The organism is Paenibacillus sp. DCT19 (assembly GCF_003268635.1).
Classification (GTDB): Bacteria; Bacillota; Bacilli; order Paenibacillales; family Paenibacillaceae; genus Paenibacillus.
Map to the genome: position 1 here is coordinate 6,092,480 of NZ_CP029639.1, position 13,910 is coordinate 6,106,389.

A 13,910-nucleotide genomic window follows, 5' to 3' on the forward strand; every position below is an offset into this window, starting at 1 on the left:
TTAGCCGTCAATTCCATATTCCTTCGCCTCACGGTGCCGATTCAGTGCCGCATGCAGTAGGAAACCAACGATCGCTACACCTGCCATCGCAGTCGCAAGCCAGGCTACAGGAATCAATCCCTGCTTGTCATACATGACTCCCATCGCATACGGGCCAATGACCCGACCAATTGCACCGATACCACCGGATACCCCAATATAGAAGGGCGCTGCTCGTCCAGCGTGCTCGGATATAAATGCCGGCGTTGCCGGAGAGATCAGCATTTCCCGAAGGTTGCGAGTACCATCGCCAGAACCATGCCGGGATAGTTATACATCGTGATCATCACCAGATATGCCATACCGTAGAATACGGCACTAGCCGTCATCTGCGCATTGGAGGTACGAGCCATTGTACGTTTAATCCACGTTGTGAAGGGCTGCCCTACAAAGATCAGCACCCCGTTCAGGGTCCAGAGCAGACCATACATTCTTTTCTCCATACCTTCTGAAATAATGTACGGCGATACCCCTGTATTCCAGATTGAGTTACCGAATAACAAGAACAGCACACCTAGGCTCATAAACAGATACAGCCTCGTATTGCCCAGCAGTGCCCATACACTTGCACCACCAGTTTCTGTCTGGCGTTTGGTCAGATGTACTTCCCCTTGCTCAGGTTCAAGCCGCGACAGATAATACCAGAAAAATATCGCAAAGCCTGCCGAGGTGACCCCGTTCAATATGAAGCTGAGGTGATACGAAAAGTCAGCCAGAAATCCACTAAGCGCTGTACCAATCGCTACACCGATGTTGTTCGCCACATAGATAATGTTGAACAGTTCACCACGCCGCTCTGCAAACCGGAAACCGATAAACGCTTGAATCGCCGGCAGCGACAAGGAACTGAATAAACCAATCCAGCCCATCGCGCAGATAAACACAACCCAGTATGCACTGATCCACGGTAGAGCAAACAGCCCTAAGGCGTTCAGTGCCAGCGATCCGATAATCAACTTTTTGACACCAACTCTGTGATACAGTGCGCCGCCAAGCAATTGCCCAAAAATACCGCCCAGAGATTGAATTAAAATGACAAATCCCGCGTTAGCCATCGTCCGACCTAATTCGTCAAACACATACATCGTGGTCAGCGGCCACATCAAGGCACTGCCTGTCGCGTTGACCAGACTTGCCAGCAAAAATACTTTTACTTCCTTAGGATAGGAATCCAGCCATCTCATAATCTTCGTTCATGCTCCTTCGTACACCAACCTGCTTCCGTAGAAAAAGCTCCCACAACGACTGGCATGACCAGCCGAAGCGAAAGCCTGTATGGTAAAGTTTATATAATATGAATCTATATTACCTCAAAAAAACGAGCTTGCAAGCACACTCACTGACGCTTCACTTCAACAGTGGCAGAGAAGAATGTTGCGCCATTCCCCATATCAGACAGACGATTGGACGTCAGCGTATTGACGCGCTGTTTCTTCCCTTCGCCATCCCACCACAAACCTTGGCTAATTACCGTTCCAGGGAGCATCGCTTCAGTGATTTTCGCTGTAAGCTCAATCTGTCCACGTTCGTTCCACACGAGCACTGGGTCGCCCTCTTCCACGTTCCGACGTGCGGCATCCTCTGGATGAATCTGTAGCATAGGCAGTTTCTCCAGACGTTGATGCTTCTGCGTATTCGCAAATGACGAGTTCAAGAAGTTATGATTCGGCGGAGATACAAACATCAGCGGATACTCATCCGTAACACTGGCTGGTCGTTCTCCATCATAACCTTCCAAGGAAGCGCGGTACGTAGGCAGGGGTGGTAATCCACGCTGCTTCATCGTTTCGGAGTACAGTTCAATCTTCCCAGATGGCGTTGGCAATCGATCCAGATAAGAATCATATGGCGTCATATCCAGCTTCACAAACCGCTGCTCCTGAAGTGCCTCCAGCGTTACTCCATTCATATACGGATTATCTGTATTCTGGAGTGCTGCTTCAATCATCTGTTCCGGCGTCTCGCCAAAGATCTCAGGATCATATCCCATCGCCTGACCAAGTAAAGAGAACAACTCTACATTGCTCTTACTCTCCCCAATCGGCGCGATAACAGGCTCCTGCAAATGAACGTACTGATGCCAGTAGGACGTGTATAGATCGGTTGCTTCAAATGAGGACTTGGCAGGCAGCACAATATCTGCGTATTTGGCCGTATCTGTCATGAATAGATCATGTACAACCGTGAATAAATCTTCTCTTGCAAAACCTCGCTGCACCCGCTCGGAATCTGGTGCAACAACCAATGGGTTGCTGCAATACACTAACATCGCTCGGATTGGCTGCTCTGCTTCGAGCAGCGCTTCACCAATCCGGTTCATGTTCACCACTCTCGGCTCTGGATTATGCCGCAGATCCGGACGCTCCAATGCATCGCTATTGGTGCTCGCATAGCTATTCGTGCGCACGGCACCGCCGCCGCGCTGCAACCAGTGGCCTGTAATCGCAGGCAGACAAGATATGCTTCGCACACTCATCCCACCATGATCATGATGCTGGAGGCCATTGCCGATATGAATATGCGCTGCGTTCGCCTTGCCGTACAGCTCAGCCAGCTTCACGATGTCAGCTTCCGGCACGCCGGTAATGCGTGCTACACGCTCTGGAGTATAACTTTGAACATGATCACGCAGTGCCTCATGTCCTACGGTATACTTTTGCATAAAGGCTTCATTCGCCATCCCACGTTCAAACAACACATGCATGACTCCCAGTGCTAGCGCACTGTCTGTACCCGGGTAGAGCGGGATAAACCAGTCTCCCCATTGAGCGGTACGGTTGCGGTGTACGTCGATGACAACGATCTGAGCGCCCTGCTTGCGGGCTTTCTCTGCGAGTACAACCTGATGCATATTCGTGCTGACAATATTGCCTCCCCATACGATGATGAGGTCCGCATGCTCGGTATCCTCTGGGATCGTCCCTTGATTAGCACCCATGGTATATTTCCAGCCGGTATTGCCCGCCGCATTACAGATCGTCTGCTCCAGCATGCTCGCTCCAAGTGCGTTGAAGAAACGCCGATCCATACCGTCAACGCCGAGAATGCCCATATTGCCATAGAAACTGTACGGCAGAATACTCTCTGAACCATACGTCTCCGCAATGGAACTGAATTTGGAAGTAATCTCACCAATCGCTTCGTCCCAACTGATCCGTTCGAACTTCCCTTCGCCCTTGGCACCAACCCGTCGCATCGGATATTGAAGCCGCTCAGGGTGATATACACGCTCTGTCATATTTCTGACTTTATTGCAGATGGCTCCCTTAGTAATTGGATGATCGGGGTTCCCCACGACCTTTACAATTTTTCCGTTCTCTTTATGTAACAGCAGACCGCATGTATCCGGGCAATCAAGTGGACAAACCGCCGGAAATACACCATTCTCCTGATTAATCATGTTGAAGTTCCTCCCCTGTAAAAGCTATCTCTCTATCATATCTTCTCTAATGCATTAACGTAAAGAGAACAGTTCATTTTCCCGTCTACACAAGACGCCATTTTTTTGCAAAAAAAGTTTTTTGCTTATGATTCATTCTCCAGATTCAGGGGTAAATAAAAAACAAGGCATTAGGCTAGTGTTTCCCCACTTCCTCCTCATGCCATATCATGGACCACTCCCGAAATTCGCCATGAACAGGTTTCGTTCCCCCGAACCTTGTCATGGCGAATTTATTTTGTGTATTTATATAAATTAAACTAAAGAGCATTTACACTCGACACTCCGATGGCAGAATAACCTTCCGATCGCTGTTATCCCCAGATTTTTTTGATTCCCTTTTACAAAGGGAAAATCCGGGGATAAAGGCGAACGCTCCGCTTCTTCTTGTTATTTCTGCCCTCTACGTTTGGTGTAGATGTTTAATTCAATTTATATATTATATAAAACTAAACACATGATTATTTACAGCTGTCACTTCGATAGCAAAAAAACCTTAACTCTGCCTCACCGACAAAATTAAATATAAAAAACGATCTCGTTTCCGCTCTGCCACGGGGTTGCTCACCGTGATCTAGAACGTGACAAGATCGTCTGCACTGTCATACTTCCTGGATATAATCGTTACGCCTGTTTGCTCAGCATCGGTCTAGCTTCAGGCTCGGTTGCCATTTTCAACTCCGGCTTCACCTCCGACTCGCTTTTACGTAGATACACCATATAGTAGGCTGCCGCGACAAACAGAGCACCGCCCGTCAGATTACCAAGCCATACCGGAATGAAGTTCATGATGTATTGCGCCCACGAATAATGCCCTTCGAAGATCGCTGCAGGAATCAAGAACATATTCGCGACAACGTGCTGGAATCCAATCGCGACAAAGGCCATCGTAGGAAACCATATGCCGAGCACTTTACCACTCATCGTATCTGCTGCATAGCACAACCACACTGCCAGAGCGACTAGCCAGTTACAGCCAACACCGGAGATGAAGGCTTGCAGGAATCCGTCATGCAGCTTGTGCCCCGCCATATCCACAACCTTCGCTAAGTAGACGCCCTCACTCGTTAGCCCTAATACATGACCGAACGCATAAGCCACGAAGATCGCGCCTAGAAAGTTCCCAATCGTCACCAAAGTCAGGTTCTTGAGCATACTTCTCACCGATAGTTTACGTGCGATTGTAGCTAGAGGTACAGCCATCATATTGCCAGTTAGTAGTTCTCCACCGCCGATAAGCACAAGAATAAGACCTAATGGAAAGACAGACGCACCGATTAGGTTCACCAGGCTTCCCCACTCCGCTGGAGCAGAGGCAACTACCCGAATATTTAACAGAAATCCTAGAGATATAAACGCCCCTGCCATAAAACCAAGGATAAGTACAGATAACACAGGATTGTGAGCCTTCTTAATCCCGCTCTGCACCGTGTATTGTGCAACCTCAAGAGGTGTTTTGACCGCCATCGCCATTCTCTCCTTTGCTTCTCATATTGAATGGAACGTTCTTCAGTTCATGCCTAAGTTGTTACAGCTTCACTGTCTGAACTGTCTGATCTAATTGTATCTTGGCTGGAGATAAAACTTTGTGCAAATAATCACAAAGAATAGATGCATTTTTAGTTATTGATCGTTTTCATAAAGAAGACTCTCATTGCGTAACCTGCTTATATTCGCAGTGATCATACTTATAAATGAATAATGCATATCGAAATAAATTGCTACCGAAAACAGGATCAAAATTAATTTTTCCAGAATATATGAATATAAAATTAGGAGACCCGTATCAGCCGAGGCTTCTTTTTAGAATTAGGGTTCGAAACATCACATCAGTGAGACAAGCAAGAAGTTCCATGGTACAATAATCCAAACGAGGGTTCAATTAAAATTGGTGGAGTTGTGGTCCGGTGTTTTTGCCTCCTAAGCAAAGGAGGTGATTGCCTGTGACCACAATATTGTTGGTTTTTGCATGGATCAGAGGATTGTCTGCATTAGCACGATTGGTATTAGACGTGAGGCGAGTCTATATTTTGATCAAGCGTCGGAGACGACAAGCCAAAACGAAAAAAACCACCATTCAAGGTTAGCCTCCTGACAGTGGTTTTTTATCGAATATTTAATTTCTGGAGACACTTGCCGTGATTGTAACACCACCACAACAATTTGATACTCGTCGGTCTTCACTGTTCCCGCAGTGAAGGCTTTTTTATTTACATTTTATATCGGCTGAGCTATCAGACATAATACAAAATGTAAATCATGATTTACATCTTCATTATACTACCCATGTCAGCCCCAATTCAATCTAAAAAGTATACAAAACACTGAGTGTCCAGCGGAATCGGAATATTATGTGTATACATAATGAGGCGATTTTTTATTAATATTAAACATTTCTGTACAACAAATCAGTAATTGAGACTCGTATACCAGCGGTTTAAGTATTTCTGTATACAAGATGACTTATAAGGAGGAATCTCAACGGTGATGGAACTACGTTTCCTTATGCTCATGCCTAAAGATGCGATTTTCAATCACAATATTAGCTCTGGTGCAGCACCTATTGGGCCTAAACAAGTTTGAATCTATATCTTACGAACATGAGACACGCTATTTTGCCAATTCTGCACCGATCCGGTATCTTACGAACTCAGTGCACCTTATTGTTATCATTTGGAGTAGATCGGGACACTTTATGAGGCTTTTTCGCGAAATAGGGTTGCTGAGGTTCGTTACAATTCTAATATTGCTCAAATATGGGTTATAAGCTCACCTGAGTTCGTTAGAATTTTGGAGATGAATTTAAATGGTTCGAGTTGCTACTTCTAGACCTAGACGATTCACGTTAGTGCCCTTTAACCTAATGTTCCAATCGATTTTAAGTTATAGGAATGAAACGCTGGCGTGGTAACATTAGGAATTGTCACAGCCACTATTTTAGCTTTGATGCTGCACTTGCAGCATTCGAGGGGGGGGTTCAGGCTTTTCTCCACTAGGATACATTGTTACCAATCCAGAACAGCATTACAAAAACGCAGAAGTAAGAAATTCATCAGTAGTACATCCTACACACTATAGTTCGTCCATCTCCAGCTAATTTTGAGAATGCTGTTTCTCTCAGAACAACCAAAAAGCCAGCGATTGCTCGCCAGCCTTTTGGTTTGTAAGGTTCCTTGGATTAATTCCTTGGATAGTTCCTAATTTACTTTTATGACATCCACTAATTCGAACTTGCTTACACCAACGCCGGTGCTTTCACTTCAATTGGAGGTAGAGCTTGCAGTCCAGCTGTGTTCAAGAAGTTCCACGGTTTGTTGTAATGTGGCTGGAAGAAGAAATCGATGAATGCAAGCTCATCTACCGTCATGTTGTTCTGGATGCAGACCGAGATGGTATTGATCGATTGTGTCAGATCCACCTGGGACATCACTTGTGCACCAACAATGCGGCGAGTTGCTTGTTCATAGACCACTTTGAGCAGCAACTTCTCAGCTGTTGGCATGAACTCCGGACGGTAGCTATCCTCCAAGACGACAGCCTCAACCACCAGACCTTCATCCGCCGCTGATACCTCCGTCATACCTGTACCGGCAATGTTTTGCTCATAAATTTTGATACCTGATGTACCCTGTGTGCCCATATACGGTGTAGTCGGACGAACCAAGTTACGTGCTACGAGTGTTCCCATCCGTACAGCATTGGTTGCCAGTGGAATGTAAGATGCTTTACCTGTTGGGTTGTAATGAATTGCACAGCTATCACCTGCGGCGAAGACGTCTTTCTGGCTGGTTTGCATATATTTATCTACAATGATAGCGCCGTTCGGCAGCATATCCACCTGACCTTTGAGCAGCTCCGTATTCGGGCGGAAACCGATGCACAGGATAACGAGATCCGTTTCAAATTCACCTTTGGATGTAATAACTTTGCTCACTTTGCCATTCTCACCGGTAAATTTCTGTACCGTCTGACCCAATGCCAGCTTAATACCGCGGCTAGTCAGCGTGTCTTCGATGGCATCTGTGAACTCGGGATCAAGGTATTTGTTCAAAATACGATCTACGCTATCAATCAAGGTAACTTCTTTACCGTTCATTTGGAAAGCCTCGACCAGCTCGACGCCAATGTAACCTGCACCTACAACCGTGATGCGTTTGGCATCTTTGGCTTTTTCGATAATGGTATTGGAGTGGTTATAGTTTTTGCAGAGCAAGATGTTATCCATCTCAATACCTTCCAGCTTCGGAATAACCGGCCATGATCCTGTAGTGACAATGAGCTTATCGAAAGTATCTTCGAATTCTTCCCCCGTTTGCAGGTTTTTAGCCTGAAGTTTGTGATTAGCCGTATCAACGGCTGTAACTTCATGCAGCATTTTGGTTACAACGCCCAGATCGGCGAGCTGATTCGGGGAAGAGTAGAACAGTCCATCTGGATCTTTCACCACGCCACCAACATATAGCGCAATACCACAAGATAAGAAGGAGATGTTGTCATTGCGCTCGTACACGGTGATCGTTGCGTCCGGATACAATTTGGCGGTGTTAACAATAGCTGCGGTTCCTGCGTGTGTACATCCGATAACTGCGATTTTCATTTAAAATTCCTCCTTGAGTGTATGAAAAATTGTAGGATTTATAACGTTGATTAAGTTGTGAAATATTTCACTACTTTGTCGATACTGTTCATGTGATTTATTTCACTTTATACACTCATTATAATGTGATCTTTTTCACATTGCAATAGGTTTTTGAAAAAAAGTTGTCAAATACAGTTTAACTCGGCTTCCTGCTATTTAATACGATCCTCGTTCTTGGTACTAGCTATGCATGTGTTGCATACCTTCACGACGTTATTTTCCCCTGAAAATAAGCCCTTTATGCTCCAGTGTGATGATCTGAACTGCTTCAAAGAGGAACAGTAAATGGGTTAATTTTTACCCTCCCTTAACGTAAATTCAGGAAGGTAAATCCAATTTTTTTTCAAAAGCATAAGGTAAATGGGTTGATTTCATTATAGTAAGCGCTTACAATATATGCGTATGATCCTTTATTTGGATTTTATATGATACAAATACCAAAATCACAGGAGGCGTTCATTTGAAGAAACATTCAGTGCCTGCCACACTCAAATTGGTTCCCGTCGCGCTTGCCGTTGCCATGATGACAGCCGGAGTCGCTGTACCTTACGGTGCTTCTGCTGCTTCTGCTGCTTCCACTGCCCCTGCCGCTGCTCTCGATTCCCCACCCGTTACGATCAAAACCGAAGTTCTGTCCTCCAAAGCTTCAGCAGGTGTAGATGTCTCTTCTCTGCTTCATAAGTTTAGGGATTTCAGTAATTTTGCCACTGGTGATCTAGCTAAGGATACAGCCTATGCACTCAATATCGTTTCCTGGCAGATGCCGCATGGTGGATTCTACAAAGACATGGAAGAGCAATATGCAGCACCTTGGGACGGCGTGACAGCACGCTCAGGCTGGAAGGACCCAAATGGCACTGAACTGGGCACATTTGATAATGATGCTACAACATCCGAGATTCGTTTTCTGGCTGATATGTATAGCAAAACAGGAAATCCTGCCTTCAGAGACAGCGTCCGTAAAGCGGTTGGTTTTGTTTTGACCTCTCAATATCCGTCTGGAGGATGGCCACAGGTTTATCCTAAGCGAAGCAATTACTCCGACGCAGTGACTTATAATGACAATGCTATGGTACAAACGATGGTACTAATTGACGATATCGTGGAGCGAAGACAGGGATTCGACAACGATATCCTGAGCAACAGTGACCGCAATAAATTAAAGACTGCCCTTGATAAGGGTATCGATTATACCCTTAAAGCACAGATTATCAATAACGGTCAGCCTACCGTTTGGGGTGCGCAGCATGATCCTGTGACCTATGCTCCTGTAGCAGGTAGAGCGTATGAATTGGCCTCCAAGTCGGGATCTGAATCTGTAGCCGTAACGGCCTTTCTCATGTCCAGACCCCAGACTCCGGAGATTGAACGAGCAGCCAAAGCAGCGTTGCGCTGGTTTGATACCGTTCGGGAAAATGGAACCAAATATAATCGACAAGGACCTGTTTATTTTGAACCAGATGCGGGGAGCGTGATCTGGTACCGCTTCTATAACGTAGATGAGGATGTGCCTTTTTATGCGGATCGGGATGGATTAAAGTACATGAACATTCTGGACATCAGCGAAGAACGGCGACACGGGTATTCTTGGGCAGGAAGCTACGCGCGTAATCTGTTGAAGCTTGCTTCGGATAGCGGGTACTACCCTCTAAGCACACCTTTGCCTGGATCATAAAGCTTATGCCGCTAGGCATCCTTCGTAATCAAAAGCGGACTTTTTGAACAACCTCTTACAATCGAAGTTTACAAAGTTCGCTTTTCAGTACCAAGAAGATGGGATGAAGCTAGAAATGGAGTAGCGGAGCGTAGGTTGAGGCTACGTGAGCAACGGACATTTCGGCTGAATCCTATATTCGGCACTGATGATGCCGCTAGGCATCCTTCGTAATCAAAAGCGGACTTTTTGATCAACCTCTTACAATCGAAGTTCACAAAGTTCGCTTTTCAGTGCCAAGAAGATGGGATGAAGCTAGAAATGGAGTAGCGGAGCGTAGGTTGAGGCTACGTGAGCAACGGACATTTCGGCTGAATCCTATATTCGACGCTGATGATGCCGTCAGGCATCTTTCGTAATCAAAAGCGGATTTTTTGATCAACCTCTTACAATCGAAGTTCACAAAGTTCGCTTTTCAGTGCCAAGAAGATGGGATGAAGCTAGAAATGGAGTAGCGGAGCGTAGGTTGAGGCTACGTGAGCAACGGACATTTCGGCTGAATCCTATATTCGACGCTGATGATGCCGTCAGGCATCCTTCGTAATCAAAAGCGGATTTTTTGATCAACCTCTTACAATCGAAGTTCACAAAGTTCGCTTTTCAGTGCCAAGAAGATGGGATGAAGCTAGAAATGGAGTAGCGGAGCGTAGGTTGAGGCTACGTGAGCAACGGACATTTCGGCTGAATTCCATATTCGCTGCTGATGATGCCGCTAGGCATCTTTCGTAATCAAAAGCGGACTTTTTGAACAACCTCTTACAATCGAAGTTCACAAAGTTCGCTTTTCAGTGCCAAGAAGATGGGATGAAGCTAGAAATGGAGTAGCGGAGCGTAGGTTGAGGCTACGTGAGCAACGGACATTTCGGCTGAATCCTATATTCGACGCTGATGATGCCGTCAGGCATCCTTCGTAATCAAAAGCGGACTTTTTGAACAACCTCTATAAAATGATAAAGGAGCCTGGTTTCTTAACAGAGACCAAGCTCCCCACATCATGTATTTAACCGAGCAGCTTCTCAATCTCTGCTGTCATGGCTTCTGGAGATTCTTTAGGCTCGTAACGACCTACAACCTCACCCTCACGATTCACCAGGAACTTCGTGAAATTCCACTGAATCGTGTTATCTTCACCCTCACCTGGTTGCTGTTCACGAAGGTACTGGAACAATGGATGAGCGTCTTCGCCGTTAACATCGACTTTGGCAAACACAGGGAAATTAACCCCATAGTTCACTTGGCAGAACGATTCTGCTTCCTCACTCGTGCCTGGCTCTTGCCCACCAAACTGATTACAAGGGAAGCCCAATACAACTAGACCCTGATCGCGATAACGGTCGTATAACTTCTGCAATTCGCCGTATTGTGGAGTCAGTCCACATTTGCTGGCTGTGTTGGCAATCACCAATACTTTACCTTGATACAGATCCAGAGGTGCTTCCTGATTAGCGGTAGTTAACGCTTTGTATGAATATACGGACATGACTGATTCCTCCCATGATTGAATTTGGTTTTGATTCTAGACATAAGCTTACCCAATCAGAACGATGTGCGCTCTTGAATAGCCTGTCTTACTAACTATTATAAACATGAACCGTTTAATTACCAAATATCCTCAACACCTATCTGTCTGTAACCACTCGCCTTTCAATAGACTCTTCGCTATGGCAGCGTCCTACATAAAAGTTTAGTAACAACCTCTTACAACCATCTCTAAACAAAAATAAGCCACGTACAATACTGCACATGGCTTTATTCTATAATTTATGACCTTCTATGAAGGGTCTTTAATCATTAATTACCTGTTTAACTTCCCGTTGCCTGATGAACACGTTGTTCTGTACGTTCTCCAGCATGAACCATCGCACTGTTGATTACCCGTGGATCTGGTGTCGTAGATTGTTGTTGACGCTCCCCTGCAAGAGCATAAGGCAAGCAGAGAGGTACACCAGAACGTGGATCAATAACGATATCCGCTTCAATGTTGAATACTTCACGGAGTACATCCGAGTTCATAACCTCTACAGGCGAGCCTGTAGCGATTGCTTTACCCTTCTTGATTCCGATCATATGATGCGCATAACGTGAAGCATGGTTCAAGTCATGGACAACCATCACAATGGTGCGGTTAGCTGTCGCATTAAGCTGTTCCAACAACTGTAACACCTCAAGCTGGTGAGCCATATCAAGGAACGTTGTTGGCTCGTCCAAGAAGAGAATATCCGTTTCCTGCGCAAGTGCCATAGCGATCCAAGCGCGTTGGCGTTGTCCACCAGACAGTTGATCAATTGGACGGTCATGGAACTCTGTCATGCCTGTTACATTAATCGCCCATTCAATCATGCGCTTGTCTTCAGCACGCATTGAACCAAAACCTTTTTGATAAGGGAATCGTCCATAAGACACCAGTTCCGTTACTGTGAGTCCTTCGGGAGCTGTAGGATTCTGTGGCAAGATCGCGAGTTGCTTCGCTACTTCACGCGTAGATTGCTTATGAATGGACTTTCCGTCGAGCAGAACGTTACCAGCCTTAGGATTCATGATCCGAGCCATCGTTTTCAGGATCGTAGACTTTCCTGAGCCGTTGGCTCCAACAAGTGCTGTGATTTTCCCTTGGGGAATCTGGATATTCAGATCCTCAACAATTAGTCTTTCCTCATAAGCGATATCCAGCTTAGACGTCTCCAGACGAAACATTCGATCATCCCTCTCTCATTTATCCCGGTACCCCGGCTATCGACAACGAAAACGAAATTGTAATTCTGATTATTCCGGCGCAAAATATCTTATATACTAAAGATACTGATAATCATTATCATTTGTCAACAGGTAATCGAAATTTTATCTATTTTTTCTAAGCTGGATCGACACATTTTAGCTACTGACTTCAGTTATTTTCCCCTTAAATGCCTGTGTGAATGTGAGAGCTTTTCTCAGCATAAATGCTACTTATCGCAACATTTCTCCGCGAAAATCACCCCAATTATCAATATGCTCTTGCGTTCCAATTATGCAGAAACTCGGATCAGGAGCTCAACCACACCCACATTCATAACACAGTATTCATCCGCCCTCGCATGCACTATATAAAATGCACTCTATCCTAACGCGTTAACAACACAGCAGTTGTATTAAACACACCATGAACGATCATGCCAGGCACGACCGATCCTGTACGTTCATAGGTCCATGCAAGTACAATTCCTCTAATAAAATTCACAGGCATGGCATTCATCGTAGGATAGGGTGCAATTTTTCAATCCGATTGTATCTCATGAAGTTGTAAGATCATTCTTTTCTTATCATCAAATCCAGTTTCATCAGAGTCAAACCTCGCTTCTAATACCACTTGAATCTCATCCATAGGGATGTCTCGAAGCTGTTCCTGAGTCAGTTGAAGCTCTTTCTCTTCCGTATACCACTCGTTAGCCTTTAGGACGGTTGTAACTCCAAGGTCGATAGAGCTTCTTGGCGGAAAAATAGATTCCCCTTCATGATGTAGATCAACATCGAACAGTGCAACTCCATGAAAGATTTCATGCTCGGTCTGCTCTCCAACATACTTGATGCTGGGACGAAAATGGATAAGCTGCTCCCCTTCAGGAGTCGCCACAAGCTGCAGCACATAATTCCCCACTTGCCTTGTTGCTGTAAGTGATCCATCTTGCTTCTCCATCTGATCCGGTGGGTCTGAGATTGGATCCCCTGCATTAGAACATCCCACTACGACACAACACATCAGTATGATTGCTAACCAAACTTTCATCATATGCCCCCTATGTCATCTCATTTATTATATAAACCGCTATATCCTATATAAAATTGAACTTAACATTTACACGAGAACGGAGAGGACAGAAATAATCTGAAGAAGCGGAGCGTTCGCCTGAAAGCTTTCTGCAAGAAAGCTACATCGGAAGCATTAGCTATCCCCGGATTTCCCTTTAGGAAAGAAGAATCAAAAAAATCTGGGGATAACAGCGATCGGAAGATTGTTCTGTCATTGGAGTGGCAAGTGTAAATATTCTTTAGTTCAACTTATATAGACAGCCAAAACCATCCAAATGTTACATGAAAATGAA

9 protein-coding genes and 1 pseudogene are annotated in these 13,910 nt (G+C 45.2%); 2 read left to right on the top strand and 8 right to left on the bottom strand.

Going from position 1 to position 13,910, the window contains the following annotated elements; translation table 11 throughout:
- The 3 genes and pseudogenes from DMB88_RS27645 to DMB88_RS27655 all read right to left on the bottom strand — a co-directional run bounded on the left by DMB88_RS27645 (position 1) and on the right by DMB88_RS27655 (position 4,945).
- A pseudogene (locus tag DMB88_RS27645) lies at positions 1–1,223 on the bottom strand (MFS transporter).
- Between the two features lie 152 nt (positions 1,224–1,375).
- Entirely contained in the window at positions 1,376–3,439 is a 2,064-nt protein-coding gene (locus DMB88_RS27650; protein WP_128103860.1) for a molybdopterin-containing oxidoreductase family protein, read from the bottom strand.
- A gap of 663 nt (positions 3,440–4,102) precedes the next feature.
- On the bottom strand, positions 4,103–4,945 hold the full coding sequence (locus DMB88_RS27655; RefSeq protein ID WP_128103861.1) for a formate/nitrite transporter family protein: 843 nt from the start codon (positions 4,943–4,945) through the stop codon (positions 4,103–4,105).
- Between the two features lie 476 nt (positions 4,946–5,421).
- On the opposite strand from DMB88_RS27655, the gene DMB88_RS30380 reads away from it, so the two are divergent.
- Positions 5,422–5,565 (top strand): hypothetical protein, encoded by a 144-nt coding sequence (locus DMB88_RS30380; RefSeq protein ID WP_164848804.1) that lies wholly within the window; start codon positions 5,422–5,424, stop codon positions 5,563–5,565.
- 1,148 nt (positions 5,566–6,713) lie between these two features.
- Here DMB88_RS30380 and DMB88_RS27660 read toward each other — a convergent pair.
- A complete protein-coding gene (locus DMB88_RS27660; protein ID WP_128103862.1) occupies positions 6,714–8,075 on the bottom strand; it encodes an FAD-dependent oxidoreductase in 1,362 nt (453 codons plus the stop codon).
- A gap of 502 nt (positions 8,076–8,577) precedes the next feature.
- Here DMB88_RS27660 and pelA point away from each other — a divergent pair.
- Positions 8,578–9,792, top strand: coding sequence for a pectate lyase (pelA, locus tag DMB88_RS27665; protein WP_254438365.1), 1,215 nt, complete (start codon positions 8,578–8,580; stop codon positions 9,790–9,792).
- Between the two features lie 1,039 nt (positions 9,793–10,831).
- On the opposite strand, the gene DMB88_RS27670 is transcribed toward pelA, so the two are convergent.
- From DMB88_RS27670 to DMB88_RS27685, 4 genes are all read right to left on the bottom strand, one after another.
- Positions 10,832–11,311, bottom strand: a complete 480-nt coding sequence (locus tag DMB88_RS27670; protein ID WP_128103863.1) for a glutathione peroxidase — start codon at positions 11,309–11,311, stop codon at positions 10,832–10,834.
- 323 nt (positions 11,312–11,634) lie between these two features.
- Positions 11,635–12,525, bottom strand: a complete 891-nt coding sequence (locus tag DMB88_RS27675) for an ABC transporter ATP-binding protein (protein ID WP_128103864.1) — start codon at positions 12,523–12,525, stop codon at positions 11,635–11,637.
- Positions 12,526–12,931: 406 nt separating this feature from the next.
- Complete coding sequence (locus DMB88_RS27680) at positions 12,932–13,048, bottom strand: CPBP family intramembrane glutamic endopeptidase (protein ID WP_254438366.1); 117 nt, start codon at positions 13,046–13,048, stop codon at positions 12,932–12,934.
- A gap of 36 nt (positions 13,049–13,084) precedes the next feature.
- Positions 13,085–13,597 (bottom strand): hypothetical protein, encoded by a 513-nt coding sequence (locus tag DMB88_RS27685; protein ID WP_128103865.1) that lies wholly within the window; start codon positions 13,595–13,597, stop codon positions 13,085–13,087.
- Positions 13,598–13,910: the final 313 nt, after the last annotated feature.

Excerpts from the sequence above, each read along its gene's own strand:
- DMB88_RS27675 (WP_128103864.1), bottom strand. The coding sequence starts at position 12,525 with ATGTTTCGTCTGGAGACGTCTAAGCTGGATATCGCTTATGAGGAAAGA.
- DMB88_RS27655 (WP_128103861.1), bottom strand. The coding sequence starts at position 4,945 with ATGGCGGTCAAAACACCTCTTGAGGTTGCACAATACACGGTGCAGAGC.
- DMB88_RS27660 (WP_128103862.1), bottom strand. The coding sequence starts at position 8,075 with ATGAAAATCGCAGTTATCGGATGTACACACGCAGGAACCGCAGCTATT.
- DMB88_RS27650 (WP_128103860.1), bottom strand. The coding sequence starts at position 3,439 with ATGATTAATCAGGAGAATGGTGTATTTCCGGCGGTTTGTCCACTTGAT.
- DMB88_RS27685 (WP_128103865.1), bottom strand. The coding sequence starts at position 13,597 with ATGATGAAAGTTTGGTTAGCAATCATACTGATGTGTTGTGTCGTAGTG.
- DMB88_RS27670 (WP_128103863.1), bottom strand. The coding sequence starts at position 11,311 with ATGTCCGTATATTCATACAAAGCGTTAACTACCGCTAATCAGGAAGCA.